This window comes from Stenotrophomonas sp. STEN046, assembly GCF_056759755.1.
The window spans coordinates 45,937-71,068 of record NZ_JBRRDR010000008.1; the positions used below are offsets into that span (position 1 = coordinate 45,937).

The window sequence follows — 25,132 nt, forward strand, 5'->3', positions numbered from 1 at the left end:
CGCGACGTTGCCACGCAGAAAGGCCGCCTTCGGGCGGCCTTTCTGTTTGCCGGTAGCGCCAGGCCATGCCCGGCGCTACCGCAACCCGGTAGATCCACGCCATGCGCGGATGAACCGCCGGCTCATCCCACCCGGCGCAGGAACTCGTCCGCTTCCATCGGCCGCCCCAGGTGATAGCCCTGCAACTGGTCGCAGCCCAGCTCGCTCAGGTAATCGCGCTGGGCCTGGGTTTCCACGCCCTCGGCCACCACCTGCAGCTGCAGCGTGCGGCCCAGTGCGATGATCGAGGACACGATGGCTGCATCCTCGTCATTGCGCTCCAGGTCGTGCACGAACGCGCGGTCGATCTTGAGTTCGGTGGCCGGCATGCGCTTGAGGTACAGCAGGCTGGAATAGCCCGTGCCGAAATCGTCGATCGCGATGTGCACACCCATCGCAGTCAGGTCGTTGAGGATCAGCAGGCTGGCCTCGACATCCTTCATTGCCGTGGTTTCGGTGATCTCCAGGGTCAGCCGCGCCGGTTCGATGCGATGGCGCTGCAATGCGGCGCGCACGCTGTCCAGCAGCGCGGGCGAAGCGAACTGCAGCGGCGACAGGTTCACCGCCATCGTCCAGTGCGTGTGGCCCAGGTCGTGCCAGCCGCGTAGCTGGGCGCAGGCCTGGTCCAGTACCCAGTCGCCGATCGGCAGGATCAGGCCACTGCGCTCGGCAATGGGGATGAAGACATCCGGTGCCAGCAGGCCCAGCTCTGGGTGCTGCCAGCGCAGCAGCGCTTCAGCACCGCTGGCCGGTGCGTCGGCGGCCGGGAACTTCGGCTGGTAGTGCAGCAGCAGTTCATTGCGCGCGACCGCCTTGCGCAGGTCCTGCAGCAGGCGCAGCTGGCGGTTGGCGCTGAGCTGCATCGAGGGGATGAAGAAGGTATAGCCGTTCCGGCCGGTTTCCTTGGTGTGGTACATCGCCGCATCGGCATGTGCCATCAGCTCGCGCTCGTCGCTGGCGTCATCCGGGTACAGCGCGATGCCGAGGCTGGCAGTGACCTGCAGCTCTGCTGCATCCAGAACGAAGGGCTCGCCGGCGGCGGCGATCACCCGTTCGGCAACCACGGCCGCATCGTCGGGTGCGTCGATGCCCAGCACGATCACGAACTCGTCGCCGCCCAGCCGGGCCAGGGTGTCCTGCGGGCGCAGCTGCGCACCGACACGCTGCGCCACCGCCACCAGCAGGCGATCGCCCAGTTGGTGCCCATAGGCATCGTTGACCGCCTTGAAGCCATCCAGGTCGCAGAACATCACCGCTACCGAGTGGCCGCGGCGCCGGGCCTTCTCGATCGCCTGCTCGATCCGATCCTGCAGCAGCATGCGGTTGGGCAGCTGGGTCAGCGGATCGTGCAGTGCAGCCTGGATCAGCTTGTCGTTGGCATGCGCCAGCGAGTCGGCCAGCAGGCCGGTGCGCACGCGCATCTGGCGATCGAACAGCGAGGCCACCAGGGCGATTCCCAGCGTTGCCAGCGTAGTGACGATCACCAGCACCGCCAGCCATCGGGTCTCGATGGCGCCGCCGCCTACTGCGCCGCAGACGCTACCTTCCGGGAAGCGTGCGGCGGCCATGCCGGTGTAATGCATGCCGACGATGGCCAGGCCCATCACCAGTGATGCCAGCACCCGCAGGCGCACGGTGTCGCGCTGTTCGACGCGCAGCCGGAAGGCGATCCACAGCGCCGCACCGGCCGCGCCGATGGCCACCGCGATTGATGCGGCGAACCAGCCAGGGTGATAGTCGATTCCCGGCTGCATGCGCATCGCCGCCATGCCCAGGTAGTGCATCGTTGCGATGCCCAGCCCCATCAGTACCGCGCCGGCGGCCAACCGGCGCAGGGGCAGGCTGGGCAGCGACACCAGCCACAACGCATAGGCCGACGCGCCGATCGATGCGGCAAGCGAATACAGGGTGATGGCCAGGTCGTAACCCAGCGGGATCGGCAGCTTGAAAGCCAGCATCGCGATGAAGTGCATGGACCAGATGCCCAGGCCCATTGCGGTGGCGCCTCCGGCCAGCCACCAGCGCGCGACCCGGCCCGCGGTGGTGGCCAGGCGGCCGGCCATGTCCAGCGCCGTGTACGAAGCCAGGATCGCCACCAGCAACGAGATGGCGACCAGGCTCTGACTGTAGTTGCCAGTCATGTTGAATCCAGTGGGGAGGAAGGGGCGCCCGCAAGGCGCACGCCCGCGACCACTATCGGCAGCGGCGGGTAGGACTTGAGCGGTCGCAGCAGCTGCGACCCGGCTCGGCTATCCTGCCACGCTCGCCGCTCCCGCAGGAAAATCCCGATGGCCAAAGCCCGCACCGCGTACGTCTGCAATGAATGCGGCGCCGAATACAGCAAGTGGCAGGGCCAGTGCACCGAGTGCAATGCCTGGAACTCGCTGTCGGAAATCGTGCTGGAAAGCGCGGCTGCGGCCAAGGCGCCGGCCGCGCGACGGGCCGGTTGGGCGGGCAAGATCGATCCGCCGAAGATCACTGCATTGAAGGACGTGGAGCAGACCGAGCATCGGCGGGTCAGCACCGGCATCGGTGAGTTCGACCGGGTGTTGGGCGGTGGCCTGGTCGAGGGCGCGGTGGTGCTGGTCGGCGGTGATCCGGGCATCGGCAAATCGACCCTGCTGCTGCAGGCGGTGGCAAAAATGGCGGCGGTATTGCCTGTGCTCTACGTCACCGGCGAAGAATCACTGGCCCAGGTGGCTGGCCGCGCGCATCGTCTTGAACTGCCGCTGGAGGGTGTCAACGCGCTGGCCGAAACCGGCGTCGAATCGATCCTGCAGCATGCCGCCAGGAGTGGGCCGCGGCTGATCGTGGCCGATTCGGTGCAGACCCTGTGGACCGAGACGCTCACCGCGGCTCCGGGTTCGGTCAGCCAGGTGCGCGAGAGTGCCGCGCGGCTGGTGCGCTTTGCCAAGGAAACCGGCACCGCCGTGTTCCTGGTGGGGCATGTGACCAAGGAAGGTGGCATCGCCGGTCCGCGCGTGCTGGAGCATATGGTGGATGCGGTGCTGTACTTCGAGGGCGAGAGCGGCAGCCGTTTCCGCCTGTTGCGCGCGTTCAAGAACCGCTTCGGCGCGGTCAACGAACTGGGCGTGTTCGCCATGGGGGACAAGGGCCTGAAGGAAGTCTCCAATCCTTCGGCGATCTTCCTGTCCGGCGCCAGTACCCATCAGCCGGGCAGCTGCGTGATGGTCACCCGCGAGGGCACCCGGCCGCTGCTGGTGGAAGTGCAGGCGCTGGTCGATGCCTCGCCGCTGTCCAATCCACGGCGCGTGGCGGTGGGCCTGGAGCAGAACCGGCTGGCCATGCTGCTGGCGGTACTGCACCGGCATGGCGGGGTGATGGTGGGTGACCAGGACGTATTCGTGAACGTGGTCGGTGGCATCCGCGTGCAGGAAACCGCCGCCGATCTGCCGGTGCTGCTGGCGGTACTGTCATCGCTGCAGGACCGGCCGTTGGCCGAGAAGACGATTGCGTTTGGCGAAATCGGCCTGTCCGGCGAAATCCGTCCGGTGCCCAACGGCGAAGACCGCCTGCGCGAGGCCGCCACCCACGGTTTCAAGCGTGCCATCGTGCCCAAGGCCAACGCCCCGAAGGGCGGCACGGTGAAGGGCATGGAGGTGATCGCGGTCGAGCGGCTGTCCGAGGCGATCGACGCCGCGTAATCTGACGGTAGCGCCGGGCCATGCCCGGCGACCAGGTAGCCACATGGACCACACAGGGATGACAGCGTGATGCACAGGGTAGGGATGGTTGTGATGCTGGCAGGTCTGTTCACGCCCGCCGTACAGGCCGCGCCGGTGTGCCAGGAACCGACGGCCGTGGCACGGGCTTTCTACGAGGCCACCACGGGCAAGGGGGATCTGCTCGAACCGCCCGCCACGCTGGTCAGCCCTGCGTTCAACACGGCGCTGCGGGGCGAGCGTGCCTGCCAGACGCGCGAAGAAGGCATCTGCACGATCGACGCCGATCCGTGGCTGGATGCGCAGGACGGCGATATCGACAGCCCCGTGCGCTATGCCTGGAAGGAGGCGTCCGCCACGACGGGCCAGATCGAGATGCGCTATTCGGTATGGGGCAAGGCCTACGTGACCCGGTTGCCGATGGTGCGCAGGCAGCAGGGCTGCTGGCAGGTCGACGACATCCTCACCAACAGCGGCCGATCGGTGCGGAAGATCCTGGCCCAGCCGGTGCCTTGACCGTCGACGGCATCCACGCATGGCGTGGTCCTGTTGCCGGCCCGCGGCCGGCACTACCGGGGTGGGTGCCGACCGTGGGTCGGCACACCGCCTATCGCGTATGCCCGAACACCAGTTCGATCACGAACTGGCTGCCGAAGAACGCCAGCAGCAGCAACAGCATGGCCGTCAGCGTCCAGTGCACGGCCTTGCTGCCGCGCCAGCCATAGCGCCGGCGACCGATCAGCAGCACGCCGAACACGATCCACGACAGCACGCTGAGCACCGTCTTGTGCACCAGCTTCTGCGCGAGCAGGTCATCAACGAACAGCACGCCGGTGACCAGGGTCAACGTCAGCAGCGCGAATCCCACGGTGATGACCCGGAACAGCAGCGATTCCAGGTCGGCCAGCGGCGGCAATGCGCGCAGCCAGGGGCGGAACTCGCGCCGGCGCAGGGCGCGTTCCTGCAGCCACAGCATGATCGCCAGCAGGGCGGCGATGCTCAGCGTGGCGTAGGCCAGCAGTGCCAGCCAGGCATGGCTGGCCAGTCGCCACCCCAGCATCCTGCTCGGTTCATGGCCATAGCCGTGGTAGGCCAGCAACAGCAGCGCCGCCAGCGGAAACACCACCACGCCCAGGGCGGACATGCGTCCACGTGCGCCGACCAGCGAGGTCAGCCAGGCCATGCCCAGGCCGACCAGCGACAAGGCGGCGAAGAAATGCATGTCCGGCCCGCCGTTGGTGCGCATGGCGACCAGCACGTGGTAGCCGCCGTGCAGCAGCATCGCCGGCAGCGCCGGCCACAGCCAGGCCGGTGAGCCCATTCCATCGTTGCGACCGAGCGCGCGCACCAGCAGGGCGCTGGCGGCCAGGTAGAGCAGGGCAGCGATGAGAACGATTGTCATCGTTGAAGTTTCGCATACCCCCGGGGTGCTGGCGACGGCCAGGGCGTCGCAGTCCGGAGGGCGTGGCGGACCCGCTATACTGTCTGCCTTATTGTCCCCCGCTTTCAGACAGGTTGCGCCGCATGTTCGAGTCCCTGACCCAGCGCCTTTCCGGCACCATCGAGCGCCTGCGCGGCCGTGGCCGCCTGACCGAGGAGAACATCCGCGAGGCGACCCGCGAAGTGCGCATCGCGCTGCTTGAAGCCGACGTTGCGCTGCCGGTGGTGCAGGCCCTGATCGAGCGCATCAAGGTGCGCGCGGTCGGCCAGGAAGTGCTGAAGTCGCTGACCCCGGGCCAGGCCCTGATCAAGGTTGTCCGCGACGAGCTGACCTCGGTGATGGGCGCCGCTGCCAGCGACCTGAACCTCAACGTGCCGGCACCGGCAATCATCCTGATGGCAGGCCTGCAGGGCGCCGGCAAGACCACCACGGTCGGCAAGCTGGCCAAGCACCTGAAGGAAAAGCGCAAGAAGAAGGTGATGGTGGTCTCGGCCGACGTCTACCGTCCGGCCGCCATCGAACAGCTGAAGACGCTGGCCGAGCAGGTGGGCGTGCTGTTCTTCCCGTCCAGCCCCGACCAGAAGCCGGAAGCCATCGTCCGCGCCGCAATCGACGATGCACGCCGGTCGTTCGTCGATGTGCTGCTGGTCGATACCGCCGGTCGCCTGGCCATCGACGAAGCGATGATGGCCGAGATCAAGGCCCTGCACGCGGCGGTCAACCCGGCTGAAACGCTGTTCGTGGTCGATGCCATGACCGGCCAGGACGCGGCCAACACCGCCAAGGCCTTCGGTGATGCGCTGCCGCTGACCGGCGTGGTGCTGACCAAGACCGACGGTGACGCCCGTGGCGGCGCCGCACTGAGCGTGCGCTACATCACCGGCAAGCCGATCAAGTTCGTCGGTGTCAGCGAAAAGCCGGAAGGCCTGGACGTGTTCCACCCGGACCGTATCGCCAGCCGCATCCTCGACATGGGCGACGTGCTGTCGCTGGTCGAGCAGGTCGAGCAGCAGGTCGACAAGGACAAGGCGCAGAAGCTTGCCGAGAAGGTCGCCAAGGGCAAGAAGTTCGATCTGAACGACATGCGTGACCAGCTTGAGCAGATGCAGAACATGGGCGGCATCGGTGGCCTGATGGACAAGCTGCCGGGCCTGGGCCAGATCCCCGAGCACCTCAAGCAGCAGGTCAGCCAGGGCAAGGAAGTGCCGCGCATGATTGCCATCATCGGCTCGATGACCAAGAAGGAACGGCGCAATCCGAACCTGCTGAACGGTTCGCGTCGCGCGCGTATCGCCAAGGGCTCGGGCGTGACTCCGGCCGACGTCAACAAGCTCATGAAGCAGTACATGCAGATGGAAAAGATGATGAGCAAGATGGCCGGCGGCGGCATGAAGGGAATGATGCGCAGCATGAAGGGCATGATGGGCGCCATGGGCGGCCGTGGCATGCCGTTCCGCTGAGTGCACGCTGCTGCACCAAGTCAATCAACCTGCTGGAAGAAAACAAGGGAATGTCGATGAACAAGATGATCGTGGTGATGGCGCTGGCCCTGGGCCTGGTGGCATGCAAGGACGACACCTCGGTGTCGCAGAAGGCCGGCAGCGCCATCAGCGGCACCGCCGCCGATTTCGTCGCGGGTCTGGGCGAAGGCGTGGACAAGAAGATGAACGTGACCCTGCAGGCCGATCCGGCGCTGGCCACGCACGGGCTCACCGTTACCTTGGGCAAGAGCCGTGGCATGGGTTCCAAGGAGGCTGCGGTGTACGTTGTGGCCGACAAGGCGTTCAAGGGCAAGCTGGTGGCGCGTGCACTGGACGGCGAGGGCACCGAGATCGGTCGTGCCAGCGCCGAAGAAGAGTTCGCCGCCGATGACGCGCGCTATGTGACGTTCCGGTTCAACGAAGAAATGGACAGCCAGCTGGTCCGCACCTACGCGGTGTCGGCGCGCTGAGCCGCACAGGAGCGGTACGCGCAGCGCGCCGCTCCGGTCACAACGACTGGCGTATGCTGGGCAGCGACTTCTGCCACAGGTGCGTTGCGTGAATCCTTCGCCGATCCTCGAACGCGCCGACACATTCTGTCGGCGTTTTTCTTTGCAGCTGCCGATCCTGCTGGCGCCGATGGCAGGTGCCTGCCCGGTGCCCCTGTCCGCTGCGCTGGCCAACGCCGGCAGCATGGGCGCGATGGGTGCGGTGCTGTCACCGGCGGCTGATATCGGGCGCTGGATGGACGATTTCCGCGCTGCGTCGCAGGGCCCGGCGCAGGTGAATCTGTGGCTGCCGGATCCGGCGCCCGTGCGTGATGTCGCCGCCGAGGCCGCCAGCCGGGCGTTCCTCGCACAATGGGGCCCGGATGTTCCGGCCAGCGCGGCCGACGCCACCCCTGCCGATTTCGAGGAACAGTTCAGCGCGTTGCTGGCTGCGCGGCCGGCAGTGGCCTCGACCATCATGGGCGTTCTGTCGGCGCGCCATGTGCAGCAGCTCAAGCAGGCCGGCATCGCCTGGATCGCCTGCGCCACCACGCTGGCCGAAGCGCGTGCTGCGCAGGATGCCGGTGCCGACGCGGTGGTCGCGCAGGGCGCCGAAGCCGGCGGGCATCGCGGTGCCTTCGACCCGATGCGTGCCGAGCAGCAACTGGTAGGCCTGTTCGCGCTGCTGCCGCGGTTGGCCGACAACCTGCAGATTCCAGTGATCGCCGCCGGTGGCATCGCCGATGGCCGCGGCATTGCGGCGGCCTTGATGCTCGGTGCCAGTGCAGTCCAGATCGGTACTGCCTTCCTGCGTACCCCTGAAGCCGCCGTGGCACCGGCGTGGGCGGATGCGCTGGCCGGCACCGAGCCGGAGGACACCTGGCCGACGCGTGCGTTCAGTGGACGCCTCGGTCGCGGCCTGGCCACCGCCTATGTACGTGCCGCCGCTGCCGAAGGCGCCCCTGCGCCGCGCCCGTATCCGGTGCAGCGCGGCCTGACCGCGCCGATGCGCAAGCAGGCCGCGGGCGAGAACCGGTTGGCGGCAATGCAGGCCTGGGCCGGGCAGTCGGCCTGGATGGCGCCGGCGCGGCCTGCGGCCGATGTGCTGCAGGGCATGTGGCGGCAAGCGCAGGAACTGTTGCGATGATGGTTACCTGCAATGGCGTGTTGGCGGGTGTCGACGATCTGCTGCCGGCGCTGACCAACTACGGCCATTTCACCTCGCTGCAGGTGCGCGGCCACGCGGTACAGGGCTTGGACCTGCACCTGTCGCGGCTGTCGCAGGCAACCGGCGATGTGTTCGGCAGCGTGCTCGACACCGCACGGGTGCAGGCCTGGATGGCGCAGGTGCTGGAACAGGCAGGGCAGGCCGATGCCTCGCTGCGGGTGACCGTGTACTCGCGCCATTTCGATTTCCGCAATCCGCTGGCGGCGGTACCGGTGGACGTGCTGGTGGCCGTCTCCGCACCGGTGCAACTGACGGCGCCGAAGCGCGTACGCAGCGTGGTGTTCCAGCGCGAAATGCCACAGATCAAGCATGTCGGCACCTTTGGCCTGTTCGCGCAGCGCCGTGCCGCCCTCACGGACGGCTTCGACGACGCGCTGTTCGTCACTGCTGACGGCCTGATCAGTGAAGGCAGCACCTGGAACCTGGCAGTGCATGACGGTGAACGGCTGATCTGGCCACAGGCGCCGGCGCTGCGCGGTACCGCCGAGGGGCTGCTGCAGCAGTGCTGGCCGGGCCCTCAGGCCGTGCGGCCACTGGCACTGGCTGAACTGGCTGGCGTGAAGGCCGCTTTTGCCTGCAACGCCAGCGGCCTGTGGGCGCTGGATGCCATCGACGGGCATGGCCTGCCCGGTTCGCAGGCGCTGGCCGAACAGGGCAGAGCGGTGCTGGCGGCCGTGCCCTGGCAGCCGCTTTCCTGAACGAACATGCGTGACGGCCCTCGCCGGGCCATGCCCGGTGGATTTTCACGGCAATCGTGGGGCAGGTTCGGGGCGGATGACCCCGTAGCGCCCGCCGGGGTTGGCTGCGGCCAACACTGCCGCTATAATCGCCGGCTTACCGCGCCATCCTGGCGACTGGGCAATAGGAAAAAAAGACCATGGTCAAGATTCGACTGACCCGCGGCGGCGCCAAGAAGCGTCCGTTCTACCACATCATCGTGACCGACGTTCGCAGCGCCCGTGATGGCCGCAACATCGAGCGCGTCGGCTTCTACAACCCGGTTGCACAGGGTGGCGAGAAGCGCATCGAGCTGGACCTGGCCCGTGTTGACCATTGGGTCAAGAACGGCGCCCAGCCGACTGAAAAGGTTCGCAACCTGATCAAGGAAGCGTCCAAGTCCCAGGCCGCTGCGGCCTGATCCTGACGGGCCGCACCCTGGTGCGGCCCATCTGATTGAACGCAGATGAAAGATAACGAGCGCCGCATCCTGCTTGGCAGGATTGTCGGCGCTTTTGGTGTGCGCGGCGAAATAAAGCTCGAGTCCTGGACCGAGCCGCGTTCCGCTATTTTCCGTTACCAGCCGTGGATCCTGCGCAGCCCCAACGGGCAGGAATCAACGCTTGAAGGCGCCCGTGGCCGCGACAGCGGCAAGCATCTGGTGGCCCGTTTCCCGGGCATCGAAGATCGCGATACGGTCGAGGCGATGCATGGCACCGAGGTCTACGTGGCCCGCAGTGCACTGCCGCCGCCGAGTGCCGATGAGTATTACTGGGTCGATCTGGAAGGCCTGGATGTGAAGACCGTCGAGGGCGTTGCCCTGGGCCAGGTCTCGCACCTGTTCAGTACCGGCGCCAATGATGTGGTTGTCGTGCGCGGTGACCGCGAGCGGATGATTCCGTTCGTGTTGCCGGAGTTCGTCAAGTCGGTCGATTTCGAGGCCAATCTGGTCGTGGTCGACTGGGATCCGGAGTTCTGAGTGTGAGCCTGCGTTTCGACGTCATCACCCTGTTCCCCGAATTCCTCGCCCAGTCCGCTGGACTGGGCGTGGTCGGGCGTGCGCAGGAGAAGGGGCTGTTCAGCCTGCATGGCTGGAACCCGCGTGATTACGCCGAAGGCAATTACCGCCGCGTGGACGACCGTCCGTTCGGTGGTGGCCCGGGCATGGTGATGCTGATCGAGCCGCTGCAGGCCTGCCTGCAGGCGATCCGGGAGGCTGATCCGACGCCGGCGCGGGTGATCTACCTGAGCCCGCAGGGCGCACCGCTGACCCAGGCCAAGGTGCGGGAACTGGCGGCGTTGCCGCGTATGGTCCTGCTCTGCGGCCGCTATGAAGGCATCGACGAGCGCTTCCTGGCCGCCAACGTCGACGAGGAGATTTCCCTCGGCGATTACGTGCTGTCCGGTGGCGAGCTGGGCGCGGCGGTCATCATCGACGCGGTCGCCCGGTTGCAGGAAGGCGCCCTGAATGACGCTGAATCGGCGGCCCAGGACAGTTTCGAGGGCGACCTCGGGCTGCTGGACTGCCCGCATTACAGTCAGCCGGCCCAGCACCCGCTGGGCGATGTGCCTGATGTGCTGCGTTCGGGCAACCATGCCGCCATCGCCGCCTGGCGCCGGCAGCAGTCGTTGATCCGCACCGCGCAGCGGCGTCCGGACCTGCTGGATGAACCGGCGCTGGGCAAGGCCGACCGCAAACTGCTGGCCCTGGCTCGCCAGGCCCAGCCAGGGAAGGGCAGCCCCTAGCGCAGGGCTGCCTCCATCGGCTATGATGGTCAATTCCCGCCAGCTTCGGCCGGCGTGCGCAGTACCCAAAACAAACGTGCAGCACAGTTCCGTGACTGCATAAGCCTACGCTGTCAAATGACACGCCCACCCGAACAAGAATCGGTGTAACCCATGAGCAAGCTGAACAAGTCCATCGTTGCGGAATTCGAATCCGCCCAGATCACCCGTGAACTGCCGAAGTTCAGCCAGGGCGACACCGTTATCGTCAATGTGAAGGTGAAGGAAGGCGCTCGCGAGCGCGTGCAGGCCTACGAAGGCGTTGTGATCGCCACCAAGAACGGCGGCCTGAACTCCTCGTTCACCGTCCGCAAGATTTCGCACGGCTACGGCGTCGAGCGCGTCTTCCAGACCCACAGCGCCATCATCGACTCGGTCGAAGTGAAGCGTCGTGGTAAGGTCCGCGCCGGCAAGCTGTACTACCTGCGTGGCCTGGAAGGCAAGGCTGCCCGCATCAAGGAAGACCTGGCTGCCGCTGCTGCCGCCAAGGCTGCCCGTCTGGCCGACAAGGCCTGATAAACAACTTCGGTTGTTGCCGCGACGGCCGCCTTCGGGCGGCCGTTTGCGTTTGTGGCGTTGCATCGTTAGGTTCAGGGCATGGCGACGACCGAAGCACGCTATCCGGCCCCGATCCAGGTGGCGCTGCGTTTCCTGGACAACTCCGGCATTCCCCGGCGCGAAGCGGCGCCCCTGCTGCATCGCAGGCTGTGGCGGCTGGGCATCGCGCTGCCGCCGCCGATACTGGCCAGCTTCCTGACCAATGCGCTGTTGCAGGGCGTCCTGTTCGCCGGCTTCTGGACGCTGCTGATGTGGCTGTTGCTGTGGCAGGGGCGGATTACCTCGCTGGAACTGCTGCTGCTGGCCAGCGCGCTGGCCGGGGCGATGTTCGGCGTGGTGATGGCCACCTTGATGTGGTTCCTGCGAGGCAGCCGCAAGCTGCCTACCTGGCGGCAGTTCCGCGCAAGCCTGTAACCGGCCATGGCGCGGTGCGCCGTGACCGCAGGTTTCGGGCGGCGTAGGCTCGCCCCATCGCCTGGACGGTGCCGCCCGCAATGCCAGCCAAACGATCCGCCCCAGAGGCCGTGCCGGCGCTGTTGTCCGGTGGCAATCCGCAGATCGCCAAGGGTGAAGGCGATGCCCCCGTGCAGGCGTACATCGCCGCGATGCCGGGCTGGAAACGGGCGATGGGCGCGCGTCTGGATGGGTTGATCGTGCAGGCCGTGCCCGGCGTGCACAAAGCGGTGAAATGGAACTCGCCGATGTATGCCGCTGTGGCCGGTGAAGGCTGGTTTCTCAGCTTCCATTGCTTCACCCGCTACATCAAGGTCGCCTTCTTCCGCGGCGCCGCGCTGCAGCCGATGCCGCCGGAATCCTCGAAGAGCGCTGACACGCGCTACCTGCATATCCACCAGGAGGATGCGCTGGACCAGGCGCAGTTTCTCGACTGGGTGCGCCAGGCCGCGTCGCTGCCCGGCGAGCGCATGTAGTCCGGCCGTTCCGATTCCCTCCTGACGAGAACACTGATGGCCACGCACGCGCCCCGACCCACCGATGCAGCAACACCGGCCGCCGAACTGATCGATGCCCGTATCGCCGAGCTCGCTGACTGGCGCGGCGCGACCCTGGCACGTGTGCGTGCGCTGATCCACGACGCGCTGCCGGGCGTAGAGGAAACCTGGAAGTGGCGGGGCACGCCGGTGTGGGAGCAGGACGGCATCCTCTGCACCGGTGAGACCTACAAGCAGGCGGTGAAGTTGACCTTCGCCCATGGCGCTGCGCTGCCTGATCCCACGGGCCTGTTCAACGCCAGCCTAGCGGGCAACATGCGCCGTGCGATCGACATCCATGAAGGCACGATGCCCGATGCGACGGCGTTCAAGGCGCTGGTGCGCGCGGCCGCCAGATACAACGCCGGCAACAGGAAACGGTAGCGCCGGGGAGGTCGGTTCAGCGTGGCGGGGTGGCTTCCAGCGCAGCGTCCGGATCGGCCACCGGTGATGGCGGGCAAGCGGGAATCTCCGACGGCGTGGCCAGTACCTCGGCATGCGCGGGCGTGCTGATCATCGTCGCCTTGCGCCAGCCGCCCCAGCGGTAATACGCCAGCGACAGCAGCATCGACACCAGCGAGCCGGCCGGGAAGCTCCACCAGATCGCATCGGCGCCCCAGTACGGCTGCAGCAGTTCGGCGAAGGGCACGCGGACACCCCACAGTGATGCCGCCAGGATCAGCAGCGGCGGAATCACCGCGCCGGTGGAGCGCACCACGCCGGAGATCACGAAGCTGACGCCGAAGAACAGGAACGAACCAATCACGATGTGGTTCAGGTGCCGTGCGATCTGCAGCGACTCGCTGCCCTGCGGCAGGAACAGGGCCAGTGAATACTGGTCCAGCAGTACCAGCGGCAGGATCAGCGCGCCCGTCAGCAGGAAGTTGAACAGGATGCCCTGGCGTGCCGTGCCTCGCACGCGATCCCAGCGCTGCGCGCCGACATTCTGTGCCGCCATCGACGAGCACGCTGCGCCGATCGCCATCGCCGGCATCTGCACGTAGTTCCACAACTGCAGCGAGGCGCCATAGGCCGCACCGGTGGCGGTGCCGTACTGGTTCACCATGGTCATCAGCAGGATCACCGACAGCGAGATCAGCACCATCTGCAGGCCCATCGGAACGCCCTTGACCACCAGTGCGCGCAGGATGGTCATGTCCAGCTTGAACAGGTGCATGTCGGCGCGGCCGAGCCACAGCATGTGCCGCTTGTGCCGCATGTACAGCAGCAGTCCGGCCAGCGACAACGTCTGCGACACCAGCGTGGCCCAGGCCGAGCCGGCGATGCCCAGTTCCGGGAACGGGCCCATGCCGAAGATCAGTACCGGATTCAGCGCGATGTCCATCACCACCGACACCAGCAGGAACCGGAACGGCGTGCGTGAATCACCGGCGCCGCGCAGGGCCGCGCTGAGGAAGGCGAAGGCGTACAGCGTCGGCATCGCCAGGAAGATGATGCGCAGGTAAGCCTCGGCCAGCGGCAACGAGGCCGCCGGCGTGCCCATTGCTTCCAGCAGCGGATGGGCCAGGAACCAGCCGGCAACGGCGATGATCACCGACAGGCCGATGAAGAAGGTGGCGCTGGTGCCGACCACGCGTCGTGCCTGCGCGATGTCGCGCGCACCGATGGCCTGGCCGATCAGGATGCTGGAGGCCATGCCAAAGCCGAACACCGAGCCGATCAGGAAAAACATGATGTTGTTGGCGTTGGCCGTGGCCGTCAGTGCGGCCTCGCCCAGGAAGCGCCCGACCCACACCGCGTTCACCGATCCATTCAGCGACTGCGCGATGTTGCCGGCCAGGATCGGCAGCGAGAACAGCAGCAGGTTGCGCCCGATAGGGCCGGAGGTCAGGTCAAGCGGCGCTTTGGCCATGGAGTGGTGATCGAATCCCGGGAGGCGCACACTAGCATCAAGCTGGTTTGCAGGATGTGGCAATGCATCACTCACAGCAGGCTGTACCGATGCTGGCAGTGGCCTTGATAGCGGCCGTGCTGGCCGCATGTTCGTCAGGTGACCGGCTGGGTGATGCCCAGGTGCGGCCAACCGACCGGCCCGAGTGCCTGGTCGGCAGCCAGCGCCAGGATCTGGCCGCCGGAACGCCGGCATTGATCGGGGGCAGCGGTTGCCGCACCGACCCCGACAACCCGCGCCCCCTGAACAAGCGAACGGAGTAGTCCTTACCGATGTCCGAGCTTTCCCCGTTGTCGCCCAGCGTCCGCCTGGACATCTGGTTGTGGGCGGCGCGTTTCTTCAAGACCCGCAGCCTGGCCAAACAGGCGATCGAGACCGGCAAGGTGGTCGTGGCCGGGCAGCGGCCGAAATCCTCGCGTGCGGTGCGTGTGGGCGAGCAGCTCCAGGTTGACCGTGGCGAGGAGCATTTCGATATCGAGGTGCGGGGCCTGAGTGACCAGCGCGGGCCGGCGCCGCTGGCGCAGCAGCTGTATGTCGAGAGTGAGGCTTCGAAGGCGCGGCGCGCGGAACGTCGTGCGTTGCGTATTGCCGCGCGCGACGGCTACCAGGCGCCGGAGCACAAGCCGGACAAGCGTGCGCGACGGTTGATCCGCGCATTGGGTGATATCGACGCGCTGTGAGCGACCCCGCCGGGAGGGCCCGGCGAGCGCTTCAGCCCGCCGTGTGCCAACCAAGGTTGGCATCTACCAGATCATGGGCTCGGCGCGCATTCCGGTAGTCGCCCACCTTGGTGGGCGTTCTGCTGTGTGCCAACCAAGGTTGGCACACAGCAGATCAGGTCAACCGTGCAGGTCGTAGCGGTCCAGTTCCATCACCCGCGTCCAGGCGGCAATGAAATCCTGTACGAACTTCTTTTCGCCGTCGGCGCTGGCATAGACCTCGGCCAGTGCGCGCAGCACCGCATTCGAACCGAACACCAGGTCGGCACGGGTGCCGGTCCAGCGCGCAGCGCCGTCGTTGCGGCCGCGACCTTCGTAGCTCTCACGGCCGGTCGCCTTCCACGTCGTTCCCATATCCAGCAGATTGACGAAGAAGTCGTTGCTCAACGTGCCCGGTCGCGTGGTGAACACGCCGTGCGTGCCGCCATCGGCATTGGTGCCCAGCACGCGCAGGCCGCCGACCAGTGCGGTCATCTCCGGCGCGGTCAGGGTCAGCAGCTGTGCCTTGTCGATCAGCAAAGCTTCGCCCGGCACGCTGTAGGCGCCCTTGAGATGATTGCGGAAGCCATCGGCCACCGGTTCCAGCACCGCGAACGACTCGACGTCGGTCTGTTCCTGGCTGGCATCGGTGCGGCCCGGGGTGAACGGTACGCTGAGCGCATGGCCACCGGCCTTGGCCGCCTGCTCGATACCGACGCCGCCGGCCAGCACGATCAGGTCGGCCAGCGACACCTGCTTGCCACCGCCGCTGTTGAACCCGGCCTGCACCTTTTCCAGCGCGGCCAGCACCTTGGCCAGCTGCTGCGGCTGGTTCACCGCCCAGTCCTTCTGCGGGGCCAGGCGGATGCGCGCACCGTTGGCGCCACCGCGCTTGTCCGAGCCGCGGAAGGTCGAGGCCGACGCCCACGCGGTGGACACCAGCTCGGCCACGCTCAGGCCGGTCGCGGCGATCTGCTGCTTGAGTGCGGCAATGTCCTTGGCGTCGAGCAGCGGATGCTTCGCTTCGGGAACCGGATCCTGCCAGATGAATTCCTCGGCCGGGATTTCCGGGCCCAGGTAGCGCGCGCGCGGGCCCATGTCGCGATGGGTCAGCTTGAACCAGGCGCGCGCGAAGGCATCGGCGAAGGCCTGCGGATCGGCGAGGAACCGGCGCGAGACCTTTTCATAGGCCGGGTCCATGCGCAGCGACAGATCGGTGGTCAGCATGGTCGGGCGATGCTTCTTGGACGGATCGTGCGCGTCGGGGATGACCGCGTCGGCGTCCTTGGCCACCCACTGGTGGGCGCCGGCCGGGCTCTTGGTCAGTTCCCATTCGTTGCCGAACAGGATCTCGAAGAAGTCGTGGCTCCACTGCGCCGGGGTGCGCGTCCAGGTGACTTCCAGGCCGCTGGTGATGGTGTCGCCGCCCTTGCCGCTGCCGAAGCTGTTGGCCCAGCCCAGGCCCTGGCTTTCCAGGCCGGCCGCTTCCGGTTCCTTGCCGACGTTGTCGGCGGGGCCGGCGCCGTGGGTCTTGCCGAAACTGTGGCCGCCGGCGATCAGGGCGACGGTTTCCTCGTCATCCATGGCCATGCGGCCAAAGGTATCGCGGATGTCATGGGCGGCCAGCACCGGGTCGGGATTGCCGTCCGGGCCTTCCGGGTTCACGTAGATCAGGCCCATCTGCACGGCAGCCAACGGGTTTTCCAGCGTGCGCGAGTGCACGTCGCCGTCGGCGTCATCATCGGACACCAGCACGCCGTGGTCTTCCTCCACGCCTTCGGAGCCATGCTTGTAGCGCACATCGCCGCCAAGCCAGGTGGTCTCGCGGCCCCAGTACACGTCCTGGTCCGGTTCCCAGGTATCGGGGCGGCCGCCGGCGAAGCCCAGCGTCTTGAAGCCCATCGATTCCAGCGCGACGTTGCCGGTAAGGATCAGCAGGTCGGCCCAGGAAATGGCCTGGCCGTACTTCTGCTTGATCGGCCAGAGCAGACGCCGCGCCTTGTCCAGGCTGACGTTGTCCGGCCAGCTGTTGAGCGGTGCGAAGCGCTGCTGGCCACGGCCGCCGCCGCCGCGGCCATCGTCGATGCGGTAGGTGCCGGCGCTGTGCCAGGCCATGCGGATGAACAGGCCGCCGTAGTGGCCGAAGTCGGCTGGCCACCAGTCCTGCGAGTCGGTCATCAGTGCCTTCAGGTCGGCCTTCAGCGCGCTGTAGTCCAGGCCGTTGAAGGCCTTGGCGTAATCAAAACCCGCATCGAGCGGGTTGGAGCGCGCGGAGTGCTGGTTGAGCAGGTCCACGCGCAGCTGGTTGGGCCACCAGTCGCGGTTGGTCGTCGCATCACCGACGACGGCATGGTTGAACGGGCACTTCGCTTCGCTTTTCATGGGTCTCTACCTGTGGACTGGCGAAAGAGGGAATCGGATCGCCTACCCACCATAGGCAACGCCTAACGATGGGTAAATTCGATTGATTCAACCGATGCGATAGTGGCTGCCTATGATCGGCAGGGCTTGGACCGTTGTGCGCGATCAGCGCTTGAGCAGTCCCGCGCCGAGCTTGAACAGGTCGCTGGCACCGAACTGGCCATCGCCGTCCTGATCCAGTGCGCCACCGAGCAGGCTGCCGATGCCGCCGCCGGACTGCTGCGCTTCCTGGCCCAGTGCCTGGCTGAGCTGGCCGGGGTTGCCACCCTGGGCGAACCGCTGGGCCAGGAATGACATGACGATGGGCGCGAGGATGGCCAGCAGCTGGCTGGACGTGCCGCTGTCCAGGCCGGTCTTCTGGCCCAGCGCTTCAGCTGCCTGCGAGGTCTGGCCACCGAACACGTGACCGAGGATGCCGGCACCGTTGGTGGCATTGCCGCCACCACCGCCCATCACGGCGCCGAGGATGCTGCCGAGATCGAAGCCGCCACCACCGCCGGCCGCACCCAGATGGTCGCGCTGCAGGGCATTGAGCAGCGACTGCGCGCCTTGCGGTTCACTGGCGTTCTGGCCCATCGCACCCAACAGCAGGGGCAGTGCGCTGCCGACCGCCTGGGTGGCCTGGCTGCTGTCCAGCCCGAGCTGCTGCGACACCTGCTGCAGGCCTTGGCCCTGCTGCAACTGCTGGAAAAGGGATGCGGCGAGGGATTCGGTGTTCATGGCGGTCTCCAGTGTGTGAAGGAAGAACCGCCCGAGCATAACGCCGCGTGCACTACGGAAATGCGAAGGGTTCATGCCGCTGGACCCGGCAGCGCGGCATCGGTAGCGCCGGGCCATGCCCGGCGAATGGTTACAGCAACGCCTTCAGCCGGTACAGCGCTTCCAGCGCCTGCTTCGGGGTCAGTTCGTCCGGGTCGATCGCCGCCAGTGCTTCCTGCGCCTTGTTCGGCGGAGCGGCAAACAGCCCGAACTGCTGCGGGGCGTCCAGCGCCTGCGGAGCGAGTTCGGCAGCGTGGCTTTCGCCGCCGCGCTGTTCCAGCTCGGCCAGGCGCCTGCGCGCCTGCGCCACGGTGGCGCGCGGCAGGCCGGCCAGGGCGGCCACCTGCAGGCCGAAGCTGCGGTTGGCCGGGCCATCCTTCACTGCATGCATGAACACCAGTGCTTCGCCGTGCTCGACGGCGTCCAGATGCACGTTGGCGATGCCGCTGCGGCCGCCCTCGTGCTGCTCGTCGGCCAGCGCGGTCAGTTCGAAGTAGTGGGTGGCAAACAGCGTGTAGCAGCGGTTCTCGTATGCAAGGTGGCGGGCCACCGCATCGGCCAGCGCCAGGCCGTCGTAGGTGGACGTGCCGCGGCCGATCTCATCCATCAATACCAGCGAGTGCGCGGTGGCGTGATGCAGGATGTAGCTGGTCTCGGCCATCTCGACCATGAAGGTGGACTGCCCACGGGCCAGATCATCACCGGCGCCGATGCGGGTCAGGATGCGGTCGATCGGTCCGATCAGCGCACGGCTGGCCGGCACGAAGCTGCCGATGTGGGCCAGCAGCACGATCAGCGCGTTCTGCCGCATGTAGGTTGATTTACCGCCCATGTTGGGGCCGGTGATGACCAGCATGCGACGGTCCGGATGCAGGTCCAGGTCGTTCGGCTCGAACGGCTGGTCGCGCACCGCTTCCACTACCGGATGGCGGCCGCGTTCGATCTTCAGGCACGGCTCGGCCTGCAGTTCCGGGCGCGCCCAGTCCAGCGCCTGCGCGCGTTCGGCGAAGGCGGCCAGCACGTCCAGTTCACTCAGCGCGGCAGCGCATTGCTTGAGCGGTTCCAGCTGTGTGCCGAGGGTATCCAGCAACTGCTCGTACAGGTACTTCTCTCGCGACAGCGAGCGGTCGCGCGCGGACAGCACCTTGTCCTCGAACGCCTTCAGTTCTTCGGTGATGTAGCGCTCGGCGTTGGTCAGCGTCTGCCGGCGGGTGTAATGCACCGGCGCGCGCTCGGACTGGCCCTTGCTGATTTCAATGTAGTAGCCGTGCACGCGGTTGTAGCCGACCTTCAGCGTAGCGATGCCGCTGCTCTCGCGTTCGCGCTGTTCCAGATCGACCAGGAACTGGTCGGCGTGGGTCGACAGCCGCCGCAGTTCATCCAGCTCGGCATCGAAACCGTCGGCCAGTACGCCGCCATCGCTGAGCTTGAGCGGTGGCATCTCGGCGATGGCGCTGGCCAGCAGATGCGCGCATTCGTCGTGCTCGCCAAGTGCGGCATGCAGGGTCTGCAGGCGCGGCGAATCCAGCGGTGCCAGCACCTCGCGCACGGCCGGCAGCAGGCCCAGGCCATCGCGCAGGGTGGAGAAATCGCGCGGTCGTGCCGAGCGCAGCGCGACGCGGGTGAGGATGCGTTCAAGATCGCCAAGGCGACGGAACTGCTCGCGGATGTCGGCGTCGCTGCCGCGATCGATCAATGTCTCCACCGCGTGGTGGCGCTGCACCAGCACCTCGCGCAGGCGCAGCGGACGATGCAGCCAGCGGCGCAGCAGGCGGCCGCCCATCGGCGTTACCGTACTGTCGAGCACACCGAGCAGGGTGTTGCGGGTATCACCGTCGACACGTGTATCAAGTTCCAGGTGGCGACGCGTGGCCGCGTTCATCGCGATCGCTTCGCCGGCGGTTTCCATCGAGATGGAGGTCAGGTGCGGCAGGCGCTGCTTCTGGGTTTCTTCCACATAGCCCAGCAAGGCGCCGGCAGCAGCGGTGGCACGTGGCTTGTCATCGATGCCGAAACCGCTGAGATCGTGCAGCTTGAAGAAGTTCAGCAGCTGGCGACGACCACTGTCGGCGTCGAACAGCCACGGCGCGCGGCGGCGCACGCCACTGCGCTGGCGCAGGAACTCGGGCCAGTTTTCTTCATCGGGCACCAGCAGCTCGGCCGGCTCCAGGCGTGCCAGTTCGGCCTCCAGCGCATCATCGGTATCCACTTCGTTGACCAGGAAGCGTCCGCCGGCCAGGTCGGCCCAGGCCAGGCCGTAGCCGGACTTGCTGCGCGACAACGCCATCAGCAGGGTGTCGCGGCGCTCATCCAGCAGCGCCTCGTCGGTGACCGTGCCGGGGGTGACGATGCGCACCACCTTGCGCTCGACCAGGCCCTTGGCCAATGCCGGATCGCCGATCTGTTCGCAGATCGCTACCGATTCGCCCAGTGCCACCAGCCGTGCCAGATAGCCCTCATAGGCGTGCACCGGCACACCGGCCATCGGGATCGGCGCGCCGCCGGAGCTGCCGCGCTGGGTGAGGGTGATGTCCAGCAGGCGTGCGGCCTTGCGCGCGTCGTCGTAGAACAGCTCGTAGAAGTCGCCCATGCGGAAGAACAGCAGCAGGTCCGGGTACTCGGACTTGGCGGCGAAGAACTGCTTCATCAGCGGGGTGTGTTCGGCGGACTTGTCTTTGGACATGGGGCTCGTGGATCAAGGGCGTCCGCTCGCGCCGGAGGGCAGCGGGGCGGACGCAGGAACAGGGGCGTACATGTTAACGGGTAGGGGCCGGGGCTGCGGCGATTCCCGGCGAGCGCAGCCGTCCGGCACGAGCAGGTTGGGCGCAGATCAGGCCGTCACCAGCGTGATGTTCGGATGGGTGGCGAAGATCTCGAGCACGATCTCGAAATAGGTCTGGCCTTCGCCGCGGTCCAGCGCTGCCAACTGCCGCGCCAGGACGGCACCGTTGAAGGCGGCGGGGTGTTCAAGCTTGGCCAACAGCCACGCCCTCGTGGTATCGCGGCCAAGGGCGGTGCGACTGTGGTTGATGTCCCGCCACACCACGGTTGCCGTGGCATGGCCATGCAGCACGCCGTAGCCGCCGTACAGCAGGTCATCGAGCGCATCGAGGCTGGCGCCGAGCTGCCAGCTCTCTCCCGCCATGAATACACGGTTGATTTCGGCATAGAGGCTGGCGATGTCGGTGATGGCGGCGCCATCGATCTGCAGGGAAAGGGTCATGGCGTGACTGTAGCGTTGCCTGGATGAAGGGTCGTGCTGGAGATGGCCGGCTGCTTCAGAATGTCCCGATCCGGTCGATAAGCAGTGCGCCTGGATGTGCTGCATGCGCAGCGACCAGAGCGTCGAGGACGGGCGAGACATGGAGATGGATGGGATGAGGAACGGAAACATGGGTGCAGAAGTTGTCCGTGCGGGTTCGCGGCGTTGGGCCGGCAGGCTCACGGCCTGCGTGATGCTGGCGATGGCTTCGGCGGCGCCGGGTGTGGCGCTGGCTGCTGATTCCGGGTTCGAAGGTGTTTCGTGGGGTGCGACGGCCGCCCAGCTCGAAGCGTCTCTTGACGGCAAGCTGGCTGCACGTGAATGCGCCGAGCAGGAGCGTAACCAGCCTGAGCTGAAACGCTATGCGCGCAGCTGCGGTCCGGTGATCGAGGATTATCGGATTGACGGCATTTCCTTCGTCGCGTTCTTTGGTGTGCGAGGCGCCGACAGTCCGCTGCAAGCGATATATCTGGATCGCGTTGCGACGGTAACCAATGAGCAGATCCGGGCAGGCCAGGGGTCGGAATATCGATACAACCGGGTAAAGAAGGTGTTGATGGACCGCCATGGCACGCCAGCACGGGTCAGCGAGACGGCCGATCGCCCGCGTGACAAGCCCGCGGTATTGAGCACTGAATGGGTGACCGGCGATTCGACCATCACGCTCACAGAAACGATTGTTTCCGAGAAGCGCGGGCAGCAGTACTACCTCAGCATTATCTATACGCCGGTACAGCATTAGCACTGGCCGGTGCCGGGAGGAGTTAATCCCTTTCCCGTTCATTCCGGAATGAATGAGCGGGGACAGGGTGATTTTTGAACCAGTTCACATTATTGGTGGGTTGCAATTCCGCGCGCCTTAAAGTTTCCCCATATCGTGCCGCCACCGAGGGTAGGGCCACGATCAAGGGAATTGAGATGCTCGCCTTACGCAACCTCCGTGTGGGTTCCCGGCTTTCCGCCGGCTTCGGTCTGCTGTTGCTGTTCATCCTCGCCATCGTCGGCCTGGTGCTGTACGGAAACCATCTGAAGTCCGCCCAGTTCGAGAAAGTGGTAGGCGTGAACATGGTCAAGATGCGGCTGTTGAATGACATGCTCGATACCAACAACGCGATGCTGATGCATCGCCGGTTGATGGTGATCAAGCGTGGCGAGGAGTTCGACAAGGATTACCAGCGGGCGCAGGAACTGGGCCGCACCTACGACGGTATCTGGGGCAAGTACATCAGCATTCCGCGCGATGCCACCGGCGATACGCTGGTGGCGCAGATCGCGGCGGCACGCAAGGCCACCGATGCGTCCACCGCGCAGCTGCATGCGAGGATGCAGGCGGGTGACTACGATGGCGCGGCGAAGGAACTGCTGGCCGAGCACAGCCTGGCGTCGGCGTGGAATGGCGCCATTTCCAGCCTGCTGCGGCACCAGGAAACCTTGACCGAGCGCAGCCGGCAGGAATACCGCGCCACCGAGGCATGGACGGGCACGCTCTCGATCGCCTTCGGCGTTCTGAGCCTCCTTCTTGGCGCGTTGGCAGCCTGGGCGATCACCCGCAGCCTGACCCGACCGTTGCAGGGCGCGGTGAAACTGGCCGATGGCATCGCCAGCGGCCGCCTGGACAACGTCATCGACGCTTCGGGCAACGATGAAGTGACCCAGCTGCTGAAGTCGATGCAGCGGATGCAGGGGCAACTGCAGGCGGTGATGGCCGCGCAGGGCGAGATGGCTCGCCAGCACGACGACGGCAGCCTGAGCTACCGCATGGATGAAAGCGCCTTCCCCGGCGACTACGGTCGGATGGTGCACGACACCAACGCGCTGGTGGGCTCGCACGTGCAGGTGCAGAACCGCCTGATCGAGGTGATGAAGCACTACGCGCGCGGTGACCTGTCGGTGGACATGGATCGCCTGCCGGGTGAGAAGGCCGCGATCACCCAGGCGATGGACGAGACCAAGGCCAGCCTGTCGGCCATCAACGGCGAGATCCGCCGCTTGGCCACGGCTGCGGCCGCTGGCGACTTCAGCCTGCGTGGCGACGAAACGCGCTTCGAACACGATTTCCGCGACATGGTGACCGGCCTCAACCGCTTGATGCAGACCACCGACGAAAACCTGGTACAGGTGTCGGCTCTGCTGCAGGCGATCTCCGATGGCGATCTGACCGTGCGCATGCAGGGGGATTTCCACGGGGTGTTCGCGCGGATGCGTGACGACTGCAATGCCACGGTGGAGCAGTTGACCGGGATTGTCGGCCGTATCCAGACCAGCGCATCCAGCATCAACCTGGCCGCAGGCGAGATCGCCTCGGGCAACACCGACCTGTCGCGGCGCACCGAGCAGCAGGCCGCCAACCTGGAAGAGACCGCCGCCTCGATGGAAGAGCTGACCTCCACGGTGAAGCAGAACGCAGAGCACGCCCGCCAGGCCAACCAGCTGGCGATCGGCGCGCATGGCGTGGCATCGCAGGGGGGAGAGGTGGTGGGCCAGGTGGTGACCACGATGACTGCCATCGAGGCGTCTTCGAAGAAAATCGCCGAGATCATCAGCGTGATCGATGGCATTGCCTTCCAGACCAACATCCTGGCCTTGAACGCAGCGGTGGAAGCCGCGCGGGCAGGTGAACAGGGGCGTGGTTTTGCGGTGGTCGCCAGCGAGGTCCGCACGCTGGCGCAGCGCTCTGCCGGCGCAGCCAAGGAGATCAAGGGCTTGATCGAAGAGTCGGTGGGCAAGGTCGCCGACGGCTCGCTGCTGGTGCGCCAGGCAGGTACGACAATGGGCGAAATCGTGGCATCGGTGCAGCGGGTGACCGACATCATGGCCGAGATTTCCGCAGCATCGCAGGAACAGAGCTCGGGCATCGAGCAGGTCAACCAGACGGTGATGCAGATGGACGAAACCACCCAGCAGAACGCGGCGCTGGTGGAAGAAGCCAGTGCTGCGGCGCGTTCGATGGAAGAGCAGGCCAACCTGCTGGGCGAGGCGGTATCGGTGTTCCGCACCGGGGTCACTGCAGCAAGCGCGGCGGTACGCCCGATGCTGGCAGCGGTGGCGGCAACCGTGCCGCCGATGCGGCGCAGCGCAGCGATGCCGCCCCGTGCTCCGCCGCTGGCGGCCAACACGGGCGGCTGGGAAGAGTTCTAGGCCGGGTGGGAGACGGCGCCCATCGCGACGCTGGGTCGCGGTGGGCGCATTTTGTTTCATGAACCGAAGATGGCCCATCAAGCGGCAACGACGCCTATTTCACTTCAAGTTGCCAAGCGGCAGAGGAAACTCGGCCCATACCGGAACACAGGAGATGGCCATGAAGACCTCGACCCGATTGATGGTGCTGGGCACGCTGCTGGCAGCAAGCTCGGTTGCTGGCGCGCAGAACTACGGCCCGCGTGATGAAGGGCGCAAGTTCAACGATGGCAGCCGCGTGGTCTGCAAGAACGTTGAAGTGCAGCGCAATTCGCGTGATCCCAATCGCATCACCGGTACCGCCACCGGCGCGGTGGTGGGCGGCTTGCTGGGCAACCAGGTCGGTGGCGGCAACGGCAAGAAACTGGCGACGGTTGCCGGCGCGGTTGCCGGCGGCGCTGCGGGCCGCCAGATCCAGGGCAATCACCAGCAGAAATCCGGTGATCGCGTGGTCGAACGCCGCTGCGAGCGCGTCTATCGCTGACTCACCTGCA

At 66.5% G+C, this 25,132-nt stretch carries 25 protein-coding genes; 18 read left to right on the forward strand and 7 right to left on the reverse strand.

Annotated elements, in window-relative coordinates:
- Nucleotides 1-122: 122 nt before the first annotated feature.
- Complete coding sequence (locus tag ACVOLJ_RS06095) at nucleotides 123-2,180, reverse strand: putative bifunctional diguanylate cyclase/phosphodiesterase (RefSeq protein WP_481563711.1); 2,058 nt, start codon at nucleotides 2,178-2,180, stop codon at nucleotides 123-125.
- A gap of 147 nt (nucleotides 2,181-2,327) precedes the next feature.
- Between ACVOLJ_RS06095 and radA the strand changes: the two genes are divergently transcribed.
- Both radA and ACVOLJ_RS06105 read left to right on the forward strand, forming a co-directional pair.
- Entirely contained in the window at nucleotides 2,328-3,704 is a 1,377-nt protein-coding gene (gene radA / locus ACVOLJ_RS06100) for a DNA repair protein RadA (protein ID WP_475277803.1), read from the forward strand.
- 93 nt (nucleotides 3,705-3,797) lie between these two features.
- A complete protein-coding gene (locus tag ACVOLJ_RS06105; RefSeq protein ID WP_481563712.1) occupies nucleotides 3,798-4,238 on the forward strand; it encodes a YqhG/Tai3 family protein in 441 nt (146 codons plus the stop codon).
- Between the two features lie 91 nt (nucleotides 4,239-4,329).
- Here the strand turns inward: ACVOLJ_RS06105 and ACVOLJ_RS06110 are convergent, their stop codons facing one another.
- Nucleotides 4,330-5,124: a cytochrome C assembly family protein gene (locus tag ACVOLJ_RS06110; protein ID WP_475277805.1), complete on the reverse strand. Its 795-nt coding sequence runs from the start codon at nucleotides 5,122-5,124 to the stop codon at nucleotides 4,330-4,332.
- A 122-nt stretch (nucleotides 5,125-5,246) separates the two neighbouring features.
- Between ACVOLJ_RS06110 and ffh the strand changes: the two genes are divergently transcribed.
- The 11 genes from ffh (at nucleotide 5,247) to ACVOLJ_RS06165 (ending at nucleotide 12,793) form a co-directional block, all read left to right on the forward strand.
- Nucleotides 5,247-6,623 carry a signal recognition particle protein gene (gene ffh / locus ACVOLJ_RS06115; RefSeq protein WP_475277806.1) on the forward strand — a complete coding sequence of 459 codons (1,377 nt, stop codon included), beginning with the start codon at nucleotides 5,247-5,249 and terminating at the stop codon, nucleotides 6,621-6,623.
- A gap of 56 nt (nucleotides 6,624-6,679) precedes the next feature.
- Entirely contained in the window at nucleotides 6,680-7,114 is a 435-nt protein-coding gene (locus tag ACVOLJ_RS06120) for a hypothetical protein (RefSeq protein WP_475277807.1), read from the forward strand.
- Nucleotides 7,115-7,202: 88 nt separating this feature from the next.
- A complete protein-coding gene (locus tag ACVOLJ_RS06125) occupies nucleotides 7,203-8,279 on the forward strand; it encodes an NAD(P)H-dependent flavin oxidoreductase (RefSeq protein WP_481563713.1) in 1,077 nt (358 codons plus the stop codon).
- Nucleotides 8,276-9,058: an aminotransferase class IV family protein gene (locus tag ACVOLJ_RS06130; protein WP_481563714.1), complete on the forward strand. Its 783-nt coding sequence runs from the start codon at nucleotides 8,276-8,278 to the stop codon at nucleotides 9,056-9,058. Before ACVOLJ_RS06125 ends, ACVOLJ_RS06130 begins: the two co-directional genes overlap by 4 nt.
- Before the next feature lie 179 nt (nucleotides 9,059-9,237).
- Complete coding sequence (gene rpsP / locus ACVOLJ_RS06135) at nucleotides 9,238-9,498, forward strand: 30S ribosomal protein S16 (RefSeq protein ID WP_025873821.1); 261 nt, start codon at nucleotides 9,238-9,240, stop codon at nucleotides 9,496-9,498.
- 45 nt (nucleotides 9,499-9,543) lie between these two features.
- The gene (gene rimM, locus ACVOLJ_RS06140; RefSeq protein WP_135272758.1) at nucleotides 9,544-10,056 is read left to right on the forward strand and encodes a ribosome maturation factor RimM; all 513 of its coding nucleotides are present in this window, start codon (nucleotides 9,544-9,546) and stop codon (nucleotides 10,054-10,056) included.
- 8 nt (nucleotides 10,057-10,064) lie between these two features.
- A complete protein-coding gene (trmD, locus tag ACVOLJ_RS06145; RefSeq protein ID WP_475278177.1) occupies nucleotides 10,065-10,823 on the forward strand; it encodes a tRNA (guanosine(37)-N1)-methyltransferase TrmD in 759 nt (252 codons plus the stop codon).
- 153 nt (nucleotides 10,824-10,976) lie between these two features.
- On the forward strand, nucleotides 10,977-11,378 hold the full coding sequence (gene rplS, locus ACVOLJ_RS06150) for a 50S ribosomal protein L19 (RefSeq protein ID WP_475277810.1): 402 nt from the start codon (nucleotides 10,977-10,979) through the stop codon (nucleotides 11,376-11,378).
- A gap of 81 nt (nucleotides 11,379-11,459) precedes the next feature.
- On the forward strand, nucleotides 11,460-11,834 hold the full coding sequence (locus ACVOLJ_RS06155; protein ID WP_481563715.1) for a DUF6404 family protein: 375 nt from the start codon (nucleotides 11,460-11,462) through the stop codon (nucleotides 11,832-11,834).
- 80 nt (nucleotides 11,835-11,914) lie between these two features.
- Nucleotides 11,915-12,349 carry a DUF1801 domain-containing protein gene (locus ACVOLJ_RS06160; RefSeq protein ID WP_475277812.1) on the forward strand — a complete coding sequence of 145 codons (435 nt, stop codon included), beginning with the start codon at nucleotides 11,915-11,917 and terminating at the stop codon, nucleotides 12,347-12,349.
- Between the two features lie 36 nt (nucleotides 12,350-12,385).
- Nucleotides 12,386-12,793: a DUF1801 domain-containing protein gene (locus ACVOLJ_RS06165; protein WP_481563716.1), complete on the forward strand. Its 408-nt coding sequence runs from the start codon at nucleotides 12,386-12,388 to the stop codon at nucleotides 12,791-12,793.
- A gap of 16 nt (nucleotides 12,794-12,809) precedes the next feature.
- On the opposite strand, the gene ACVOLJ_RS06170 is transcribed toward ACVOLJ_RS06165, so the two are convergent.
- Nucleotides 12,810-14,282: an MATE family efflux transporter gene (locus ACVOLJ_RS06170; RefSeq protein WP_475277814.1), complete on the reverse strand. Its 1,473-nt coding sequence runs from the start codon at nucleotides 14,280-14,282 to the stop codon at nucleotides 12,810-12,812.
- Nucleotides 14,283-14,344: 62 nt separating this feature from the next.
- Between ACVOLJ_RS06170 and ACVOLJ_RS06175 the strand changes: the two genes are divergently transcribed.
- Nucleotides 14,345-14,584 carry a hypothetical protein gene (locus ACVOLJ_RS06175; protein ID WP_475277815.1) on the forward strand — a complete coding sequence of 80 codons (240 nt, stop codon included), beginning with the start codon at nucleotides 14,345-14,347 and terminating at the stop codon, nucleotides 14,582-14,584.
- A 9-nt stretch (nucleotides 14,585-14,593) separates the two neighbouring features.
- Nucleotides 14,594-15,001, forward strand: a complete 408-nt coding sequence (locus ACVOLJ_RS06180; RefSeq protein WP_475277816.1) for an RNA-binding S4 domain-containing protein — start codon at nucleotides 14,594-14,596, stop codon at nucleotides 14,999-15,001.
- 159 nt (nucleotides 15,002-15,160) lie between these two features.
- On the opposite strand, the gene katG is transcribed toward ACVOLJ_RS06180, so the two are convergent.
- The 4 genes from katG to ACVOLJ_RS06200 all read right to left on the reverse strand — a co-directional run bounded on the left by katG (nucleotide 15,161) and on the right by ACVOLJ_RS06200 (nucleotide 21,422).
- Nucleotides 15,161-17,401: a catalase/peroxidase HPI gene (gene katG, locus ACVOLJ_RS06185; RefSeq protein WP_481563717.1), complete on the reverse strand. Its 2,241-nt coding sequence runs from the start codon at nucleotides 17,399-17,401 to the stop codon at nucleotides 15,161-15,163.
- Nucleotides 17,402-17,545: 144 nt separating this feature from the next.
- Nucleotides 17,546-18,160: a DUF937 domain-containing protein gene (locus ACVOLJ_RS06190; RefSeq protein WP_481563718.1), complete on the reverse strand. Its 615-nt coding sequence runs from the start codon at nucleotides 18,158-18,160 to the stop codon at nucleotides 17,546-17,548.
- Between the two features lie 130 nt (nucleotides 18,161-18,290).
- The gene (gene mutS, locus ACVOLJ_RS06195; RefSeq protein WP_475277820.1) at nucleotides 18,291-20,882 is read right to left on the reverse strand and encodes a DNA mismatch repair protein MutS; all 2,592 of its coding nucleotides are present in this window, start codon (nucleotides 20,880-20,882) and stop codon (nucleotides 18,291-18,293) included.
- Nucleotides 20,883-21,029: 147 nt separating this feature from the next.
- Nucleotides 21,030-21,422: a barstar family protein gene (locus tag ACVOLJ_RS06200; protein WP_481563719.1), complete on the reverse strand. Its 393-nt coding sequence runs from the start codon at nucleotides 21,420-21,422 to the stop codon at nucleotides 21,030-21,032.
- A 103-nt stretch (nucleotides 21,423-21,525) separates the two neighbouring features.
- Here ACVOLJ_RS06200 and ACVOLJ_RS06205 point away from each other — a divergent pair, with 103 nt between their 5' ends.
- From ACVOLJ_RS06205 to ACVOLJ_RS06215, 3 genes are all read left to right on the forward strand, one after another.
- A complete protein-coding gene (locus tag ACVOLJ_RS06205) occupies nucleotides 21,526-22,203 on the forward strand; it encodes a hypothetical protein (RefSeq protein WP_481563720.1) in 678 nt (225 codons plus the stop codon).
- A gap of 176 nt (nucleotides 22,204-22,379) precedes the next feature.
- A complete protein-coding gene (locus ACVOLJ_RS06210; RefSeq protein WP_475277826.1) occupies nucleotides 22,380-24,599 on the forward strand; it encodes a methyl-accepting chemotaxis protein in 2,220 nt (739 codons plus the stop codon).
- Nucleotides 24,600-24,753: 154 nt separating this feature from the next.
- On the forward strand, nucleotides 24,754-25,122 hold the full coding sequence (locus ACVOLJ_RS06215; RefSeq protein ID WP_475277827.1) for a glycine zipper 2TM domain-containing protein: 369 nt from the start codon (nucleotides 24,754-24,756) through the stop codon (nucleotides 25,120-25,122).
- Nucleotides 25,123-25,132 lie beyond the last annotated feature (10 nt).